Source organism: Aliivibrio logei (assembly GCF_001691055.1).
GTDB classification, from domain to species: domain Bacteria; phylum Pseudomonadota; class Gammaproteobacteria; order Enterobacterales; family Vibrionaceae; genus Aliivibrio; species Aliivibrio salmonicida.
In genome coordinates this window covers 1047813-1065641 of sequence record NZ_MAJU01000008.1, presented here as the reverse complement: position 1 = coordinate 1065641, position 17829 = coordinate 1047813, and the positions used below count along the sequence as shown (strand labels likewise).

20 protein-coding genes are annotated in these 17829 nt (G+C 40.8%); all 20 read left to right on the top strand.

Annotation, left to right across the window (positions count from 1 at the left end; translation table 11 throughout):
• Positions 1 to 29: 29 nt before the first annotated feature.
• The 20 genes from flhF to ccmI all read left to right on the top strand — a co-directional run bounded on the left by flhF (position 30) and on the right by ccmI (position 17734).
• Positions 30 to 1514, top strand: a complete 1485-nt coding sequence (gene flhF / locus A6E04_RS08975; protein ID WP_017023448.1) for a flagellar biosynthesis GTPase FlhF — start codon at positions 30 to 32, stop codon at positions 1512 to 1514.
• Entirely contained in the window at positions 1511 to 2401 is an 891-nt protein-coding gene (locus A6E04_RS08970) for a MinD/ParA family protein (RefSeq protein WP_012550794.1), read from the top strand. The genes flhF and A6E04_RS08970 overlap by 4 nt, the downstream gene beginning before the upstream one ends.
• On the top strand, positions 2394 to 3125 hold the full coding sequence (locus tag A6E04_RS08965; RefSeq protein ID WP_012550793.1) for an RNA polymerase sigma factor FliA: 732 nt from the start codon (positions 2394 to 2396) through the stop codon (positions 3123 to 3125). Before A6E04_RS08970 ends, A6E04_RS08965 begins: the two co-directional genes overlap by 8 nt.
• Before the next feature lie 50 nt (positions 3126 to 3175).
• Positions 3176 to 3544: a chemotaxis response regulator CheY gene (gene cheY, locus A6E04_RS08960; protein ID WP_012550792.1), complete on the top strand. Its 369-nt coding sequence runs from the start codon at positions 3176 to 3178 to the stop codon at positions 3542 to 3544.
• A 32-nt stretch (positions 3545 to 3576) separates the two neighbouring features.
• On the top strand, positions 3577 to 4296 hold the full coding sequence (locus tag A6E04_RS08955; RefSeq protein WP_017023447.1) for a protein phosphatase CheZ: 720 nt from the start codon (positions 3577 to 3579) through the stop codon (positions 4294 to 4296).
• Between the two features lie 9 nt (positions 4297 to 4305).
• A complete protein-coding gene (locus A6E04_RS08950; protein WP_065610936.1) occupies positions 4306 to 6471 on the top strand; it encodes a chemotaxis protein CheA in 2166 nt (721 codons plus the stop codon).
• Between the two features lie 15 nt (positions 6472 to 6486).
• A complete protein-coding gene (locus tag A6E04_RS08945) occupies positions 6487 to 7629 on the top strand; it encodes a protein-glutamate methylesterase/protein-glutamine glutaminase (protein ID WP_065610934.1) in 1143 nt (380 codons plus the stop codon).
• Positions 7630 to 7638: 9 nt separating this feature from the next.
• On the top strand, positions 7639 to 8406 hold the full coding sequence (locus tag A6E04_RS08940) for a ParA family protein (protein ID WP_012550788.1): 768 nt from the start codon (positions 7639 to 7641) through the stop codon (positions 8404 to 8406).
• On the top strand, positions 8406 to 9455 hold the full coding sequence (locus A6E04_RS08935; RefSeq protein ID WP_065610932.1) for a chemotaxis protein CheW: 1050 nt from the start codon (positions 8406 to 8408) through the stop codon (positions 9453 to 9455). The genes A6E04_RS08940 and A6E04_RS08935 overlap by 1 nt, the downstream gene beginning before the upstream one ends.
• Positions 9456 to 9483: 28 nt before the next feature.
• Positions 9484 to 9978: a chemotaxis protein CheW gene (locus A6E04_RS08930; protein WP_017023443.1), complete on the top strand. Its 495-nt coding sequence runs from the start codon at positions 9484 to 9486 to the stop codon at positions 9976 to 9978.
• Complete coding sequence (locus tag A6E04_RS08925; RefSeq protein ID WP_017023442.1) at positions 9978 to 10439, top strand: DUF2802 domain-containing protein; 462 nt, start codon at positions 9978 to 9980, stop codon at positions 10437 to 10439. The genes A6E04_RS08930 and A6E04_RS08925 overlap by 1 nt, the downstream gene beginning before the upstream one ends.
• A gap of 271 nt (positions 10440 to 10710) precedes the next feature.
• Entirely contained in the window at positions 10711 to 11325 is a 615-nt protein-coding gene (gene ccmA, locus A6E04_RS21155; protein ID WP_017023441.1) for a cytochrome c biogenesis heme-transporting ATPase CcmA, read from the top strand.
• A 3-nt stretch (positions 11326 to 11328) separates the two neighbouring features.
• Entirely contained in the window at positions 11329 to 11997 is a 669-nt protein-coding gene (gene ccmB, locus A6E04_RS21150) for a heme exporter protein CcmB (RefSeq protein ID WP_017023440.1), read from the top strand.
• A gap of 43 nt (positions 11998 to 12040) precedes the next feature.
• Complete coding sequence (locus A6E04_RS08910; protein WP_017023439.1) at positions 12041 to 12793, top strand: heme ABC transporter permease; 753 nt, start codon at positions 12041 to 12043, stop codon at positions 12791 to 12793.
• 23 nt (positions 12794 to 12816) lie between these two features.
• On the top strand, positions 12817 to 13023 hold the full coding sequence (gene ccmD / locus A6E04_RS08905) for a heme exporter protein CcmD (protein WP_012550781.1): 207 nt from the start codon (positions 12817 to 12819) through the stop codon (positions 13021 to 13023).
• Positions 13020 to 13505 (top strand): cytochrome c maturation protein CcmE, encoded by a 486-nt coding sequence (ccmE, locus tag A6E04_RS08900; protein WP_023603876.1) that lies wholly within the window; start codon positions 13020 to 13022, stop codon positions 13503 to 13505. The genes ccmD and ccmE overlap by 4 nt, the downstream gene beginning before the upstream one ends.
• The gene (locus A6E04_RS08895) at positions 13502 to 15460 is read left to right on the top strand and encodes a heme lyase CcmF/NrfE family subunit (RefSeq protein ID WP_012550779.1); all 1959 of its coding nucleotides are present in this window, start codon (positions 13502 to 13504) and stop codon (positions 15458 to 15460) included. Before ccmE ends, A6E04_RS08895 begins: the two co-directional genes overlap by 4 nt.
• Entirely contained in the window at positions 15460 to 16011 is a 552-nt protein-coding gene (locus A6E04_RS08890) for a DsbE family thiol:disulfide interchange protein (RefSeq protein WP_023603875.1), read from the top strand. Before A6E04_RS08895 ends, A6E04_RS08890 begins: the two co-directional genes overlap by 1 nt.
• A complete protein-coding gene (locus A6E04_RS08885) occupies positions 16011 to 16523 on the top strand; it encodes a cytochrome c-type biogenesis protein (protein ID WP_023603874.1) in 513 nt (170 codons plus the stop codon). The genes A6E04_RS08890 and A6E04_RS08885 overlap by 1 nt, the downstream gene beginning before the upstream one ends.
• Positions 16520 to 17734, top strand: a complete 1215-nt coding sequence (ccmI, locus tag A6E04_RS08880; protein WP_012550776.1) for a c-type cytochrome biogenesis protein CcmI — start codon at positions 16520 to 16522, stop codon at positions 17732 to 17734. The genes A6E04_RS08885 and ccmI overlap by 4 nt, the downstream gene beginning before the upstream one ends.
• The last annotated feature ends 95 nt before the right edge of the window (positions 17735 to 17829 follow it).

The window sequence follows — 17829 nt, the reverse complement described above, 5'->3', positions numbered from 1 at the left end:
GTCGACTTATTTAACGCAGGAATACGAAATTGAAAATTAAACGATTTTTTGCAAAAGATATGCGCTCAGCTCTAGTTCAAGTAAAAGAAGAACTGGGTGTTGACGCCGTCATTATGTCAAATAAAAAAGTCACTGGCGGTATTGAAATCGTAGCGGCAATCGATCCTAACGGTAGTTCAACGTCATCTGCTGCGCCTGTTCGTCGTGAAATTGAAGATGACAGAGTGAATGTAGGCAATAACAATAAAGGCTCTATGACGCGTCGCTTTGCTAATATGATAAAGCAATATGGTTCAAATTCAGGGGCTCCTGCTGAACCTGAAAAGACAGAGCAACGTGAAGAAGACAGTTTAGCGGCTTTGCTTCAGCGTCAATCTAAGTTTCAACATCAATCTGTATCATCAAAGCCTGCAACACACTCAAGACCTAAATTAGATACGTCTGAAATGACTCGTGCGATTCAAAGTAATCCAAACTTAGCGCACCTTATTTCGGATAATCCAATGAATGATCGTCCTGAGAGAATGCAGCCTAAATTAGACCCTTCTCGTTATGAGAAAGGAAGACGATCAAATCAAGAATCGAATGAAGATTTAGAAGGCATGCGTTCTGAAATGTCGTCTATTCGTCGTTTGTTAGAACATCAAGTGTCAGGATTAATGTGGCAAGAAGTCGAGCGTAGAGAGCCACTTCGTGCAATGTTAATTAAACGTCTAGAGAAAATGGGTTTATCTGAAGAATTAGCGGATCAATTAGCGTGTTATATTCCTGAAGATACCGAACCTAAAGACGCATGGGCATCATTACTAAAATTGTTAGCAGAGCAAATTCCAACCACTAAAGTCGATACATTGGCTCGTGGTGGTATTGTTGCTTTGCTTGGTCCTACTGGGGTTGGTAAAACAACAACAATCGCAAAATTAGCAGCAAGAGCTGCAATGGAATATGGACCAGATCAAGTTGCCTTAGTTACAACGGATACTTTCCGTATCGGGGCACAAGAACAATTGGCTATTTATGGCCGAATCATGGGTTGCCCAGTTCGAATTGCAAAAGATGCCGATGAGCTTGCAACCGTCTTATATCAATTACGCAATCGCCGTTTAATTTTGGTAGATACTGCGGGTATGGGTCAACGTGATGTTCGATTAACAGAGCAATTAGACACATTAATGGAGCATAGTGGCTCACAAATAAACAGTTATTTAGTTATGCCAGCAACGGCACAGCGCCGAGTGTTACAAGAGACGATCGATCACTTTAAACGTATCCCATTGTCTGGGTGTATTTTAAGTAAGATTGATGAGTCATTGAGCTTAGGTGAGTTAATTAGTGTAACCATCGAAAATGGGTTACCGATCTCTTATATTGCTAATGGTCAGCGTGTACCTGAAGATATCGTACTTGCTCAACCTAAATACCTAGTAGCTAAAGCAAATGAATTACTAGAAAAAGCGACGGAAAAGGACCCTCATTTCTGGAATAGCGACATGCCAGAGGCAAATAATTTATGATTGATAATAATATATACGATCAGGCTAGTGGATTACGACGACTGACCAAACCTACGTTGACCAAAGTGGTTGCCGTAACGGGTGGTAAAGGCGGCGTAGGTAAAACAAACGTAACATTAAATTTAGCATTATCACTTGCTCAGCAAGGAAAGAAAGTGATGGTGTTGGATGGCGATCTTGGCTTAGCAAACATTGATATCATGCTTGGTGTCCGTGCGCATAAAAACCTAGGTCACGTACTTGAAGGCGAATGTGATTTAGCGGACATCATTGTAGAAGGCCCGTACGGAGTAAAAATTATTCCCGCGACGTCTGGTACAAAATCGATGGCCGAACTTTCGCCTGTGCAACATGCAGGGTTAATCCGAGCTTTTAGTAGCTTAGAAGATGATATTGACATATTACTGATCGATACCGCGGCTGGCATATCTGACATGGTGACGAGCTTTGCTCGTGCTGCACAAGATGTATTAGTGGTGGTATGTGATGAACCAACGTCAATTACGGATGCATACGCACTGATTAAATTACTGAGTCGTGAACATAATGTTCAACGATTTAAAATCGTCGCTAACATGGTGAGAAGTTACCGTGAAGGCCGCGAGCTATTTGCAAAACTAACGTTAGTAACGGATCGTTTTTTATCTGCAAACATGGAATTAGTGGCTTGTATTCCATTAGATGAAAAAGTGCGTTTAGCGGTAAGAAAGCAAAAAGTAGTTGTAGACGCTTACCCTCGTTCACCTGCGGCATTAGCGATGAAGTCATTAGCGAATAAAATCGTGACATGGCCTGTACCTAAAGCACCGAGTGGACATTTAGAATTTTTTGTAGAGAAACTGCTACGAAATGAAAAAACCAGCGAAGTAGAGGACGACTATGTCTAATACCTTAACTTACGATCATAAAGGCAATGTGAACAGTCAGAAAGCATTTTTAGAGCGCTATTCTGAACTGGTAAAACGCATTGCCCATCACTTAATGGCAAGATTACCAGCAAGTGTATTAGTTGATGATTTAATACAGTCTGGAATGATCGGCCTGTTAGAAGCACAACAAAATTATGACGGCAGTAAAGGCGCAAGTTTTGAAACATACGCTGGAATAAGAATCAGAGGTTCGATGCTGGATGAAATTCGACGCGGGGACTGGGTTCCTCGCTCTGTTCATAAGAACAGTCGAATGGTTAATGCAGCAATTAAAGCACTTGAAGCTAAACTTTCTCGCGAACCGACCGATAAAGAGATAGCAGAACATTTAGAATTACCGTTAGATCAGTATTATCAGATACTTAATGATGTAAATTGCGGTAAACTTGTCGGTATGGAAGATTTAGGCGTTTCCGAAGATGTCATAACAACGGAAGAACACGCTGATGATAATATTCCATTTCAAGGTGTTGTAGATGAACATTTTCGAGTTGCTCTTGTGGAGGCGATTAAAACCCTTCCAGAAAGAGAAGCTTTAGTTTTATCTCTTTATTACGATGAAGAGTTAAATTTGAAAGAAATTGGTGCAGTTATTGGTGTCAGCGAGTCTCGTGTCAGCCAAATACACAGTCAATCAATGCAACGACTACGGGCCAAGTTATCAACTTGGACAGTAGAATAATTAAATCCCGTTACTTTGTGCCCTCACTGGAGGCGATTTTGAATAAAAACATGAAGATCCTTATTGTTGATGACTTCTCAACAATGCGCCGTATTGTAAAAAACTTATTACGTGACTTAGGTTTTAATAACACCCAAGAAGCGGATGATGGTTTAACAGCATTACCATTGCTTAAAAAGGGCGGTTTCGATTTTGTAGTAACAGATTGGAACATGCCAGGCATGCAAGGGATCGACTTGCTAAAAACAATTCGTGCCGATGGCGAATTAAAACACTTACCTGTATTAATGATCACCGCTGAAGCAAAACGCGAGCAGATCATTGAAGCCGCTCAAGCGGGTGTTAATGGTTATATTGTTAAGCCATTTACTGCTGCAACATTGAAAGAAAAATTAGACAAGATTTTTGAACGTTTATAAGAAAGTGTTGCGTAAGTAAGGACCACCTAACAATGATTTCATTAACAGATGCCAAGGAACTTGTCGCTTTATTAGAAGACGGCAAGCAAGAAGAAGCCAATCAATTGGTTGCCGCACTCGCCGTTCCTCAAGAGCAGCCAATGCTTCAAGAAATAGGATCTTTAACTCGTGATCTTCACGAATCATTAAAGAACTTTAAACTTGATCACCGCGTTGTTGCTATTGCTAATGATGAGATCCCTGATGCACGTGATCGTTTGCAATATGTGATTGATAAAACGGAAATAGCCGCCAATAAAACCATGGATGCTGTTGATCGTTCATTACCTATTGCTGACGAGTTGCATGAAGGACTTCTTCAGGTTCGTCCTCAATGGAATAGTCTAATGAAAGGTCGAATTGAGTTAGCTCAATTTAAATCTTTATGTCACAACATTGATGGACTTCTTACTCAAGTTGAAGGTAATAGCTCGGAACTTCGTAACGAGTTAACCAACATCTTAATGGCGCAAGACTTTCAAGACCTTACCGGTCAGATAATTAAACGTGTAATAACATTAGTTCAGGAAGTCGAAGACCGACTGGTTGATATATTGACGTTGTTTAAAGTTGAAGAACGCCTAGGTGCTGCAGAAGACGAATCTAAAAAGCCGTCTAAAGCTGAGGGTCCTATTTTGAACCCGCATGAACGTGAAGACGCTGTGGCATCGCAAGATGATGTCGATGATTTATTAGCCAGTCTTGGATTTTAGAGGAATATTATGAGCTTTGAAATGGATGAAGACATTCTGCAAGATTTCTTAATTGAAGCAGGAGAAATTCTTGAGCTACTTTCTGAACAATTAGTTGAATTAGAGCAACGCCCTGATGATTCTGATTTATTAAATGCAATTTTCCGTGGTTTCCATACAGTAAAAGGGGGCGCAGGCTTCCTTTCGTTAACTGAATTGGTTGATGCATGTCATGGTGCGGAGAATGTGTTTGATATCCTTCGTACTGGTAAACGCAAAGTTACCTCTGAGCTGATGGATACGATTCTAGAAACGCTAGATACCGTGAACGTTATGTTTGGTTCAGTGCAAAATGGTGAGCCTTTAGCACCAGCATCGCAACAGGTTTTAGATGAGTTACATCGTCTAAGTAAGCCGACAAGCGAAGATGAAGTTGCCGTAGTTGCACCAGTCGTTGTCGCTCCTGTGATCACCGCGACTTCAGCTATCCATGATTCTGTGGATGACATTACAGAAGATGAATTTGAGAAACTGTTAGATGAATTGCACGGTAAAGGAACGGCACCTTCAGCGGTGACTTCTGCGCCAGTTGCGTCAACTCCTGTTTCTTCAAATACCGTGAGCTCTATGTCTGAAGGCGATATTACTGATGATGAATTTGAGCGTTTACTTGATGAGCTACATGGTTCAGGTAATAGCCCGACAAATTCATCGGTAGCGGCCGTGTCTGCACCAGTTGTTGACACAAAAGCAGCCGATATTGCGATGTCTGGTGATTCGGATGTAATGTCTGATGATGAGTTTGAAAAGTTATTAGATCAGCTGCACGGTTCTGGTAAAGGCCCAACAGATGAAGAGTTAGAACAAGCGGTTAAGCCTGCTTCTTCAATGGCAGAAACGCCAGTGGTAGAAAAAGCACCGGTAGTTGAAGCTCCGCTTGCGCCAACAAGAACACAAGCCCCAAAACCAGTTGAAGCACCTAAGCCAGTTCAAAAAGCGCCAACGAAACAACAGAAATCACAAGCAGAAAGCACGGTACGTGTTGATACATCAACGCTAGACAACATCATGAACATGGTGGGTGAATTAGTATTGGTTCGTAACCGCTTAGTGAGTCTTGGTTTGAACAGCAATGACGAAGAAATGTCTAAAGCAGTTTCAAACCTTGATGTCGTTACTGCTGATATCCAAGGCGCAGTAATGAAAACACGTATGCAGCCAATCAAGAAAGTATTTGGTCGCTTCCCACGTGTTGTTCGTGATTTAGCTCGTACTCTGAAAAAAGACATTGTGCTTGAAATGCGCGGTGAAGAAACGGATCTAGATAAAAACTTAGTGGAAGCACTTGCTGATCCACTGATTCACTTGGTTCGTAACTCTGTCGATCATGGTATTGAAATGCCAGATGTTCGTGAAAAAACGGGCAAAGATCGTACCGGTAAAGTGATTCTGTCTGCTTCACAAGAAGGCGATCATATCTTACTAAGCATCATTGATGATGGTGGTGGTATGGACGCTGATAAGCTTCGTGGAATCGCGGTTAATCGTGGTTTGATGGATACTGATGCAGCCTCTCGCCTTACGAACAAAGAATGTTATAACCTTATTTTTGCACCTGGTTTCTCAACGAAAACTGAAATCTCAGACATTTCAGGCCGTGGTGTAGGTATGGATGTTGTGAAGACAGCCATCAACCAATTAAATGGGTCTATCGATATTGATTCAAGCATGGGCGAAGGGACTAAGATTGTAATCAAAGTACCATTAACACTCGCTATTCTTCCTACATTAATGGTAGGGGTTGCAAACCAGCCGTTTGCATTGCCACTAGCAAGTGTGAATGAGATTTTCCATCTTGATCTTTCTAAAACAAATATTGTTGATGGGCAGCTAACGACCATCGTTCGTGAAAAATCGATACCATTATTTTATTTACAAGATTGGCTTGTTTCTGGTGCTCGTAAAACAGAGCGCACGGGATTAGGTCATGTAGTAATTATTCAATTAGGTGCTCAACGCGTCGGTTTCGTGGTTGATACACTGATTGGACAAGAAGAGGTGGTAATTAAACCTCTTGATGAATTACTGCAAGGCACTCCAGGAATGGCAGGTGCAACCATCACTTCAGATGGTCACATCGCACTTATTCTTGATGTTCCAAACTTGCTTAAGCGTTATGCAGTACGTATGCATTAATGCACAAGGATTGACATGGCAATAAAAGTATTAGTTGTTGATGATTCAAGCTTTTTTCGACGTCGAGTGAGTGAAATTATCAACTCAGATCCACGCCTTGAAGTCATCGATGTAGCAACAAACGGCAAAGAAGCCGTTGAAAAAGCGCAATCTTTAAAGCCAGATGTTATCACCATGGATATAGAGATGCCTGTCATGGACGGTATCTCAGCAGTTCGAGAAATCATGAAAGTGTGCCCAACACCAACTTTGATGTTTTCTTCGTTAACTCATGATGGTGCAAAAGCGACATTAGATGCGTTAGATGCGGGTGCATTGGATTTCTTACCAAAGAAATTTGAAGATATCGCCCGTAATCGTGATGAGGCGGTTTCATTGCTTCAGCAGCGCATTGTTGAGATTGCACGTAAGAAATTGTTTATGCGTCGACCTGCTTTAGCTACTCAAGTGACTAAAACTGAGCCTAGAGCCGCGGCAACAACAAGAGTAACTGCGTCACGAATTACATCGCCAATGAGCGCTGAACCAGTAAAAGCAGTGCCAAGTGCACCTATTGGTCAACGTTTTAAAGCGACGGGTAAAAAATATCAGCTAACCGCAATAGGGACTTCAACCGGAGGCCCTGTGGCATTACAAAAGATATTAACGGCACTTCCTGCTAATTACCCACATCCGATTATTTTAGTTCAGCATATGCCAGCAACGTTTACTGCTGCGTTTGCCGCTCGATTAAATAACTTATGTAAGATCCAAGTGAAAGAAGCGCAAGATGGCGATATTTTAAAGCCGGGTTGTGCGTATTTGGCTCCAGGTGGCTTACAAATGATGGTTGATGGTCGTCCTGGTTCTTCTCGTTTGAAGATCCTTGATGGTGGTGAACGCATGAATTACAAACCATGTGTTGATGTGACTTTTGGCTCTGCCGCGAAAGTGTATGGCGATAAAGTATTGTCTATGATCTTAACGGGTATGGGAGCGGATGGCCGTGAAGGCTGTCGTATGCTTAAAGCTGCTGGCGCAACCATTTGGTCTCAAGATGAGCAAAGTTGTGTTGTCTATGGCATGCCACAAGCCGTCGATAAAGCCGGTTTGTCTTCAGAAAGTTTGCCGATAGAACGTGTCGCTGAACGAATGCTTGTTGAAGTTGGATTAAAGTAGGAAAACCGAATGATTGTCTGGAGCATAGCAAACCAGAAAGGTGGTGTGGGTAAAACAACCACAACAATTACACTGGCTGGTTTATTAAATGAACGTGGTAAACGAGTACTTATGGTGGATACCGATCCACACGGTTCGTTAACTACGTACTTAGGCTATGATTCAGACAATTTACCTTCTAGCTTATTTGGATTGTTTCAACTTCCAACGATAAATAAAACAACCGTGAAACCGTTTGTTTTACACAGCAAGGTACCGGGCTTAGACATTATTCCTGCACATATGTCATTAGCGACACTTGATCGTGTGATGGGGAATCGAACCGGCATGGGATTGGTCCTTAAGCGTGTATTAAAAGCGCTTGAAGATGAATACGATTATGTACTTATTGATTGCCCACCGATCTTAGGTGTCATGATGATTAATGCCTTAGCGGCCAGTAACCGTGTCTTAATTCCAGTTCAAACAGAGTTCTTAGCAATGAAAGGCTTAGAACGTATGATGAAAACATTAGCCATCATGCAAAGAAATAAACCGTCTTTATTTGATGTTACGATCATTCCAACAATGTATGACAAACGAACGAATGCGTCGTTACAAACATTAATGGAACTGAAGCATATGTATACTGATCAAGTGTGGGCTTCAGCCGTTCCTATTGATACAAAATTTAGAGATGCAAGTCTAAAAAGAATGCCACCGTCTTTTGTTTCTCCAAACAGCCGTGGTGTTTTTGCCTATAAAACGTTGTTGAACTACTTGGAGCGATTAGTTTAATGGCGAGTTTCAAACCATTGACCAGTGAAGAAGCACTCGAAGATTACTTTTCAGCATTATTAAATGAAGAGATAATTGAGCTTGAAGATGATCAAGATATTGAGATCATTTTGCCAGAGCCAGAGCCAGAGATTACATGGACATCTGAAGCGGTAATGGTAGAAGATCAGGTAACTTCTCACTATCAACCACAACTAGCACAACACATTGATGATGACGATGAATACCCATTTGAGTTGCCTCAATTGGAGGATGTTCAACGATTATTAAGTCAATTAGAGAATTCACAACTTGAAGTTCAGGTTGAAATTGATTCATTAATTACCGATGCATTCGTAAAACAAGAAAAAGAAGATCTCGCTGTTGAAACGACAATGGTGTCTCAAGATGTGGTTAATGACATTGAGAGTGAAGAATCGGAAGAAGAACTGGATCTTTCTGATTGGGATATTTCAGATAAAATTGTTACTAAAAAACCAGAAGAAATAAAAGAATTCGAGTTGATTTCTGAAGAACCTGCAATTGATTCAGAGATAAAATTAGAGACTCAAACAGGAAAATCACCTCCTTTAATTGGGTTAGATTGGAAGAACTCAGAATTAGATGAAGAGTTCCAAGTCTTATTTTTTGAAGTGATGGGCGTGACCTTTGCTGTGCCATTGGCTCAATTAGGTGGCATACATCAGATCACGGAATTGAGTCATTTAATTGGTCGTCCTGATTGGTATCTTGGGTTACAAAATAATCGAGAAACCACCATTGATGCGTTAGATACCGCGAAGTGGGTGATGCCACAAAGCATCAAAGATGAGAGCTACAAAGAGAATTACCAATACCTTGTTATGCTTGGTGATAGCAAATGGGGATTAGCGTGTAATGCGTTAGCCGGAACAGAAACATTAACCAGTGATCGAATTCGTTGGCGTGAAACCGCAGGAAAACGTCCGTGGTTGTCTGGAATGGTAAAAGAGAAGATGTGTGCCTTGATTCACGTTGAGGCAATGATTACGATGCTTAATGCCGGTCTCGACATTAAGGGAATAGAGTAAGATAACTCTAAGAGGACGAGGAAATACAATGTCTCAGTATAATCAAGTAGAGATCCGTAAAGATCAAGTAAACGATGAAGTACTACAATGGGTGACTTTTCAATTAGAAGAAGAAACCTATGGTATTAACGTAATGCAAGTTCGTGAAGTATTACGTCATACAGAAATTGCGCCAGTACCAGGCGCACCAGACTACGTTCTAGGTATTATCAACCTTCGTGGTAACGTAGTAACGGTGATTGATACTCGTTCACGTTTTGGCTTAATGCAAGGCGAGATCAGTGATAATACACGTATCATTGTGATTGAATCAGAACATCAAGTTATCGGTATCCTTGTTGATAGCGTGGCAGAAGTTGTATACTTACGTTCATCAGAAATTGATACAACGCCAAGTGTTGGAACGGAAGACAGCTCTAAATTTATTCAGGGTGTTAGTAACCGCGAAGGCAAACTACTTATCTTGGTTGATCTTAATAAACTTTTGTCTGAAGACGAATGGGATGACATGGCAAGCCTATAATGGTCGATATTTTAACTCAGCTCTCAGAGCTACTAGCTGCAACAGCAATGATCCTTGTTTTGGTTTTCTTCTTTGTACTAAATAGACGAAATAAGCAACTCGTGCAACAGCTGACAGAAGCGAAAGCGCAGTATAAAAACCTTCAAGATGAACAACAAAAGCTGCAAAAGCAATTTGTTGAATTTCGTTCTGGCTCTATTAATATGGGGCAGAAAGTCGCGGAAATGACTCAATTAAGTCAACATTTTGATGACCGATTAAATGAACTTGAGAATACGGATGTCGACAGTCGATTGTATTCAAGAGCAAATAAATTGGTTCAACTGGGTGCAGGGATTAATGAGCTTATGGAAGAATGTGAACTTCCAAAAGCCGAAGCTGAGTTAATGATGTCTTTACAAGCCAAAATTGCTGGCGGTAAAGGCTCTATGCCACCATTAAGAATGGAAGACGAAGAATAACGATTTCTTCAGATTAACGAATTCAAAAGCTCCTTATTTAAGGGGCTTTTTTTCGTTATGGGATATGGTAAAAAATACAGCTACCCATAAGGTGGTATTTAATTTTTTAATATATAACCCTATGAATTAAATGTGGATTTTTTTCATTATGAAAATGAAACTAAATGACATATTTATTTACTTATCTATGCAAATAGATTTGTTTTATATCTAAGTTTCCCTGTTTTTGCTGTGCTAGAATACTTTCAATATTCTCTAATGATAAAAGTCTATGCTAGAAATTCGTAATGTAACCTGTATTCGAGATGAAAGAGTTTTATTTGAACAACTCAGCTTTACCGTATCAGACGGTGAGTTAATTCAAATAGAAGGTCAAAATGGTGCAGGAAAAACCACATTATTGCGAATTATTGCCGGTCTTGGTTATTCTGATGAAGGTGATATTTATTGGAATGGCGAATCGATTAAACAGAATCGAGAAGACTTTCATTCCGCGTTACTTTTTCTAGGTCATCACACGGGTGTAAAACGTGAGTTGACAGCATTTGAAAATCTGGCTTTTTATCAATCAATGCATAACAACTATAATGAAGAGGCTATTTGGGATGCACTTGCTCGTGTTGGCTTAGCGGGTCGAGAAGATGTCGCAGCAGGGCAATTGTCCGCAGGACAACAGCGCAGAGTTGCATTAGCTCGTCTTTGGTTGAGCAATCATAAGTTGTGGGTTCTTGATGAGCCATTAACTGCCATTGATAAGCAGGGCGTTAAGGTGTTAGAGCAGTTGTTTATGGATCACGCAAAACAGGGTGGAATTGTCTTGCTAACGACGCATCAGGATTTATTTACTGACAGTAACGAATTGAAAAAAATCAGGTTAGGTGAGTAATAGATGCTTTCTTCAATGACTACGATAATAAAACGTGAATTATTGATCGCTTTTCGTCGTAAAGCCGATGTTTTAAACCCGTTGTGGTTTTTTATTATCGTGATTACCTTATTCCCATTAAGTATTGGCCCTGAGCCAATTCTGCTTGCGCGTATTGCGGCGGGTATTGTTTGGGTTGCTGCTTTATTGTCTGCCTTACTTTCTCTTGAACGTTTATTCCGAGACGATTTTTCCGATGGCTCATTAGAACAAATGATGTTAATGCCAAGCCCATTGTCGGTTTTAGTATTAGCCAAAGTGTTTGCTCACTGGGTACTGACTGGCCTGCCGCTGATTATTATCAGCCCATTACTGGCTATTTTATTATCCTTAGATTTCAATACATGGTTAGCCATTGTACTTACCCTGTTACTTGGAACACCCACACTGAGTTTTCTTGGTGCGGTAGGGGTTGCATTAACTGTGGGTCTGCAAAAAGGGGGAGTGTTGCTAAGCCTTCTTATACTCCCACTTTATATACCGGTTCTAATTTTTGCGACATCTGCAATTGATGCTGCAACTCTAGGGATGGCTTATAATGGCCAACTCGCTATTTTAGGGGCGCTTCTTATGGGCTCCGCAACATTGACTCCGTTTGCCATTAGTTCGGCACTACGAGTCAGTGTGCAATAAATCATAATTATAATTTTTATATTTAAGTAAGTGAGATAAACCAATGTGGAAATGGCTACATCCTTACGCTAAACCAGAAAAAGCGTATCAATTAAGTACTACACTGCTACCATGGTTTGCGGTGATCTCTATCATCAGTTTGACCGTTGGGACCATCTGGGGCCTTGCTTTTGCACCTTCTGATTATCAACAAGGTGACAGTTTTCGAATTATTTACATACACGTACCTGCTGCTATTTTGTCTATGGCCGCTTATATGTCGATGGCGATAGCTGCTTTTATCGGTTTGGTTTGGCAATTAAAATTGTCAGATATGGCCGCGGCAGCAATGGCGCCTATTGGTGCGGTATTTACGTTCATCGCTTTACTTACTGGTGCCGTTTGGGGCAAACCTATGTGGGGTGCTTGGTGGGTATGGGATGCCCGTTTAACGTCAGAATTAATTCTTCTATTTTTATACCTTGGGGTTATGGCGTTATATAACGCGTTTGATGATCAACGAACCGCTGCTCGTGCTGCGGGTATTCTTGCTATTGTTGGTGTGATTAATCTGCCAATCATTCACTTCTCTGTCGAATGGTGGAATACGCTTCATCAAGGTGCAAGTATTACAAAGTTTGATAAACCTTCGATTTCTTCAGATATGTTGTGGCCTTTACTATTAAATATCATAGGCTTTGCAACTTTCTTCGGTTCTGTGACTCTTATTCGTTTTAGGAATGAAATTTTAGCAAAAGAGAGTCATCGTCCTTGGGTTAGAGCATTGGTAGATACTAAATCTACCGTCTCTAAATAATGTAAGAGAAGGGAATTACTGTTATGCATTTTGAAACATTAAGTGATTTTTTTGCCATGGGTGGTTACGCCGCTTATGTATGGGGTGCTTTTGGCGCTACTTTTCTTTCTTTATTTTGGATTCTATTTTCTAGCCTTGGAAAACGACGCCAATTGTTAAAAGAAATTGAGCAAAGAATGGCAAGAGAAGAACGAATTAAAAAAGCAAAAACTATGGAGAATACATTATGAATCCAAGACGTAAAAAGCGCCTAGGGTTGATCCTTGCTCTAGTCCTAGGGGCGAGTGCAACGGTTGGGTTGATGCTTTATGCATTGAATCAAAATATGGATTTATTCTATACCCCAACAGAATTAGTGAATGGTAAGCCTGATGGAACAAAACCTGAAGTCGGCCAACGTTTACGTATCGGTGGTATGGTTGTTGTAGGATCGGTTAAACGTGATTCTCAGTCTTTAGAAGTTCGTTTTCAAGTTGAAGACATTGGCCCTAAAGTCACCGTTATTTATGATGGTATTCTTCCTGATTTATTCCGTGAAGGCCAAGGTATTGTCGCGCAAGGTGTTCTTGTTGATGCGACAACAGTTAAGGCTCATGAAGTATTAGCGAAACATGATGAAGAGTACATGCCGCCAGAGGTTGCAGAAGCGATGAAAAAAACGCACGAACCTCTTAAATACACAGAAGAACAAAAACAAGGAACTGGTCAATGATTCCAGAACTCGGTCATTTTGCGATGATTGCCTCATTAGGACTTGCTGTCCTATTGAGTATATTGCCTATGTACGGTGCAAGCCGTGGCAATAAAGCATTAATGCAAAGTGCAAGACCTCTCGCTTGGGGGATGTTCCTACTCCTCAGTTTATCATTTGGGATCTTAATGTGGGCATTCTACGTTAACGATTTCACTCTCCAATACGTCGCAAGTAACTCAAACAGTTTACTGCCTTGGTATTATCGTTTAACGGCGGTGTGGGGTGCTCATGAAGGTTCATTGCTTCTTTGGGTATTAATCCAAGCAGGTTGGACTGTGGCTGTAGCGACATTTAGTCGTGGAATGCCTCAAGAATCTGTTGCTCGAGTATTGGCAGTGATGGGCTGGATTACCCTTGGTTTCTTACTGTTTATCATTTTAACATCGAACCCATTTTTACGTACTCTGCCATTTTTCCCAATTGATGGGCGTGATTTAAACCCATTACTTCAAGATCCTGGGTTGATCATTCATCCACCAATGCTTTATATGGGTTACGTTGGTTTCTCTGTTGCGTTCTCATTTGCTATTGCGTCATTAATGACGGGTCGATTAGATACTGCATGGGCTCGTTGGTCTCGTCCTTGGACGATTGCTGCATGGTCATTTCTAACCGTAGGTATCTCTCTAGGTTCGTGGTGGGCATATTATGAACTTGGCTGGGGCGGTTGGTGGTTCTGGGATCCAGTAGAAAACGCATCATTCATGCCTTGGCTTGTTGGTACCGCACTAATGCACTCATTAGCGGTAACCGAGAAACGTGGTACGTTTAAAGCTTGGACCGTTCTACTTGCAATATCAGCATTCTCATTAAGTTTATTAGGTACGTTCCTTGTTCGTTCTGGCATCTTGGTATCGGTTCATGCCTTTGCTTCTGATCCCGCTCGAGGCATGTTCATTCTTGCCTTCTTAGTGATGGTTATCGGTGGTTCATTACTGCTGTTTGCTTTAAAAGGTTCTTCAGTTCGTGTTCGTGGTAATTTTGCTCTTTTTTCTCGTGAAAATGCATTATTAGCCAATAATATTTTATTAATAACGGCTTTAGTTGTTGTTCTTGTTGGTACGTTATTACCCTTAGTACATAAGCAACTTGGTTTAGGTTCAGTCTCAATCGGTGCACCGTTCTTCGATATGCTATTTGCATGGTTGATGATCCCATTTGCATTCTTATTGGGTATCGGTCCTCTGATCCGTTGGAAGAAAGATAATTTAAATAGTCTTGTTAAACGTATGGTAATCACAGGAGCGGTAACCGTTCCTCTTGCTGCTGTAATGATGGTTATCTTTGCCGATAAGTTCCTATTTATGGCTTACCTAGGTTGGATGATGTCAATTTGGATCATTATTCTTCATGGTTTTGAAATGTATGAACGTGCAACTCACCGTCATACACTTGCTGTTGGTTTAACGAAACTTGGCCGCAGTCATTGGGCGATGGTATCTGCACATATCGGTCTTGCTATTACGATTATCGGTATTGCAATGGTACAAAACTACAGTATTGAAAAAGACGTACGTTTGGCACCTGGTGAGCACATTGAAATGAATGGCTACCAATTCTACTTTGCTGGCATTCGTGATACTGATGGTCCTAATTATGATGGTTATACCGCTGATTTTGATATTTCGTTAGATGGTAAAGCCATCAATACATTGCACGCTGAAAAACGTTTCTACGCAACGTCTGGAGCGATGATGACGGAAGCGGCGATTGACCGTGGCATTACTCGTGATCTATACATTGCAATGGGGGAGCGTTTAGATGACAACCGTTCATGGGCTGTACGTATTTACTACAAACCGTTTGTTCGTTGGATCTGGGCTGGTACTCTATTCATGGCATTAGGCGGTGTGTTAGCAATGTCTGATAAGCGTTACCGTTTCCGTAAAACATCGAAAAAACAGGAGGCATAATAATGAAGAAGTTTTTATTTGTGCCACTCGCTTTGTTTTTACTTTTAGTTGCCGTGTTTGCTACCCAATTAACGCGTAACTCAAATGGCGATGATCCAACAAAACTGGAATCAGTTTTAGTGGGTAAACCGGTACCTGAATTTCGCTTAGAAGATCTAGCGGAAAAAGGTAAGCTTTATGATCAAAGTATCTTTAAAGGCGAACCTCTGCTTCTAAATGTATGGGCAACATGGTGTCCAACATGCTATGCAGAGCATCAATACCTTAATACGCTGGCAACTGAAGGCGTAAAAATTATTGGTATGAACTATAAAGATGAGCGAGCAGGAGCGGTTAAATGGCTTAAAGAATTAGGTAATCCATACTTAATTACGCTGTTTGATGGTGACGGCATGCTAGGAATGGATTTAGGTGTTTATGGTGCGCCTGAGACGTTCTTAATCGATAGTAATGGCATCGTTCGCTATCGTCACGTTGGTGATGTAAATGATCGTAATTGGAATGAGAAACTAAAACCAATGTACGATCAACTAGTTGCGGAGTCTAAATAATGAAGATGATATTACGTAAATTGAGTCTTCGTCTTGCTGCTATTCTTGCGTTGAGCTTTTTTGCTGCTCAAGCAAGTTATGCCACTATCGATTTGTATAAATTTGATTCACCAGAACAAGAACAGCAATTTAAAGAATTAGGGCAAACCTTGCGTTGCCCTAAATGTCAGAACAACAACATTGCTGATTCAAGTGCTGAGCTTGCTCAAGACATGCGCCACAAAGTGTATGAAATGACCAAGCAAGGTAAATCTGATGATGAGATCGTTTCTTATATGATTGATCGTTACGGTAACTTTGTTACTTATGATCCACCGCTAACTGCTGGTACGCTTGTTTTATGGTTAGGTCCATTGGCTGTATTAGTGTTTGGATTTGGTTTCATTGTACTTCGTAGCCGTAAAAGCAAAACCGTAACTGAAGACAATTCAGAAGAGTGGGATAACGAACATGAAGATCGTTTGAACGCATTACTAGATGACACTAAAGAAGATGGGAAGGTAAACAAATGAGTTTGTTTTGGATTTCAACCTTAGCCCTAATTTTTGTTGGTATCGCATTCATCGTTCTTCCGCTATGGAAAGCTAAAGCGCAAGATGATGATGCTCGCCGAGATGAATTGAACAAAGCGTTCTATAAAGATCGCTTACTGGAGTTAGAAGAAGAAGACGCTGAAGGTCTTGTGAACAACCAAGAAGAGTTGATCACAGAGCTTAAACAATCATTACTTGATGATATTCCAGCGCCAGAGAAAGCACAGCAAGACAGCATGGATGCAAAATTATTCATCTTGCCATCTATTCTTGTGTTTGTTGCTATTTCTTACGGTTTTTACTTTAAGTTCGGTAATATCGATAAAATTGAAAAATGGCATGAAGTTTCTGAACGTTTACCGGAGTTATCAAAACAATTGATGAATCCTGAAGGTGTTTCGTTAAGTGATTCTGAAATGATCGATTTAACGTTAGGACTTCGTACTAAATTGTATGAAGAACCAAACGATGCAATGGGTTGGTTGTTATTAGGTCGTATTGGTATGGCTAACCGAGATATTGATACTTCTGTTGGAGCAATGCAAAAAGCTTATAAGCTTAAGCCTGACGATGTTGAAATTAAATTGGGTTATGCGCAATCATTAATGCTTTCTGGTGATGATGCGAAAGCAGAGCAGTCGAAGACATTACTTCGTCAAGTTCTGCGTCAAGACTCAACCAATCTACGTGCATTATCATTATTAGCGTTCAGTGCGTTTGAGCGTCAAGATTATAAAGGTGCAGTATCTGCTTGGAAAGCGATGCAAATGCTGATTGGTCCTGATGATTCACGTTATGAAATGCTAGTACGCAGTATTGAACGTGCAAAATCTAAGATGAACCCAGAAGCGACTTTAGATAAGCAAGTTCCTATCACTGTGAATTTAGGCTCTAATGTGACGTTGCCTTCACAAGGTGTCGTGATTGTTTCAATTCACCCTGCTGATGGTTCTGCTATGCCTGTTGCAGCGGCTCGTATCCCACTCAGCCGTTTTCCTCTGAAAATCATGATGTCAGATGACAATAATATGATTGAACAGCGTAAGCTGTCGGATATGCCTGATTTTATCGTTCGAGCACGTATTGACCAAGATGGCAATGTGTCTACGAAAGAAGGTGATTGGTATGGTGAGAGCGCAGTCAGCACATTAGGAAAGAATGTGTCGCTTGATATTGATAAGCAATACTAATACCTTTTAACAAATGTCATACTATGACGGGCAGAAGCATTGAGCTTCTGCCCGTTTTTTTTATGACTATAATTGTATAACTATAATAATAAATA

Bases quoted from the DNA above. Each gene is read 5' to 3' on its own strand.
- A6E04_RS08930 (WP_017023443.1), top strand. From the start codon at position 9,484: ATGTCTCAGTATAATCAAGTAGAGATCCGTAAAGATCAAGTAAACGAT.
- A6E04_RS08910 (WP_017023439.1), top strand. From the start codon at position 12,041: ATGTGGAAATGGCTACATCCTTACGCTAAACCAGAAAAAGCGTATCAA.
- A6E04_RS08935 (WP_065610932.1), top strand. From the start codon at position 8,406: ATGGCGAGTTTCAAACCATTGACCAGTGAAGAAGCACTCGAAGATTAC.
- A6E04_RS08950 (WP_065610936.1), top strand. From the start codon at position 4,306: ATGAGCTTTGAAATGGATGAAGACATTCTGCAAGATTTCTTAATTGAA.
- A6E04_RS08945 (WP_065610934.1), top strand. From the start codon at position 6,487: ATGGCAATAAAAGTATTAGTTGTTGATGATTCAAGCTTTTTTCGACGT.
- ccmA (WP_017023441.1), top strand. From the start codon at position 10,711: ATGCTAGAAATTCGTAATGTAACCTGTATTCGAGATGAAAGAGTTTTA.
- A6E04_RS08925 (WP_017023442.1), top strand. From the start codon at position 9,978: ATGGTCGATATTTTAACTCAGCTCTCAGAGCTACTAGCTGCAACAGCA.
- ccmE (WP_023603876.1), top strand. From the start codon at position 13,020: ATGAATCCAAGACGTAAAAAGCGCCTAGGGTTGATCCTTGCTCTAGTC.
- cheY (WP_012550792.1), top strand. From the start codon at position 3,176: ATGAAGATCCTTATTGTTGATGACTTCTCAACAATGCGCCGTATTGTA.
- A6E04_RS08955 (WP_017023447.1), top strand. From the start codon at position 3,577: ATGATTTCATTAACAGATGCCAAGGAACTTGTCGCTTTATTAGAAGAC.
- A6E04_RS08965 (WP_012550793.1), top strand. From the start codon at position 2,394: ATGTCTAATACCTTAACTTACGATCATAAAGGCAATGTGAACAGTCAG.
- ccmB (WP_017023440.1), top strand. From the start codon at position 11,329: ATGCTTTCTTCAATGACTACGATAATAAAACGTGAATTATTGATCGCT.
- ccmI (WP_012550776.1), top strand. From the start codon at position 16,520: ATGAGTTTGTTTTGGATTTCAACCTTAGCCCTAATTTTTGTTGGTATC.
- A6E04_RS08970 (WP_012550794.1), top strand. From the start codon at position 1,511: ATGATTGATAATAATATATACGATCAGGCTAGTGGATTACGACGACTG.
- A6E04_RS08895 (WP_012550779.1), top strand. From the start codon at position 13,502: ATGATTCCAGAACTCGGTCATTTTGCGATGATTGCCTCATTAGGACTT.
- A6E04_RS08885 (WP_023603874.1), top strand. From the start codon at position 16,011: ATGAAGATGATATTACGTAAATTGAGTCTTCGTCTTGCTGCTATTCTT.
- ccmD (WP_012550781.1), top strand. From the start codon at position 12,817: ATGCATTTTGAAACATTAAGTGATTTTTTTGCCATGGGTGGTTACGCC.
- A6E04_RS08940 (WP_012550788.1), top strand. From the start codon at position 7,639: ATGATTGTCTGGAGCATAGCAAACCAGAAAGGTGGTGTGGGTAAAACA.